This window comes from Patiriisocius sp. 208BN25-11 (assembly GCF_058147145.1).
The window spans coordinates 1-256 of sequence record NZ_JBYVJY010000086.1 but is presented as its reverse complement, the minus strand read 5'-3'; the positions used below and the strand labels follow the sequence as shown (position 1 = coordinate 256).

Below are 256 nucleotides of genomic sequence, written 5' to 3'. Positions count from 1 at the left end.
ATGGCTTCAGGTTGCTGCGCAATTGCATTTAGGGAAGTAATCATGGCTAGGACACTAGCAAAAAGGAAACTTTTCATAGTTTTAGGATATTAGTTTAACAGCGTCTTTAGCAAAATAACTTGCAATCATGTGTGCGCATGCTCTTTTAATGCTCAACAATTGTTCCATCATCACGGCATCGTGATCTAGCCATCCTTTCTCTGCTGCTGCATTTAGCATAGCATATTCTCCACTCACTTGATATACTGCTACAGGA

1 pseudogene is annotated in these 256 nt (G+C 40.2%); it reads right to left on the bottom strand.

Annotated features, from left to right (window positions below):
* Positions 1 to 81: 81 nt before the first annotated feature.
* Positions 82 to 256 (bottom strand): annotated as a pseudogene (locus ACY2RS_RS15670) (porphobilinogen synthase); the annotation flags it as partial.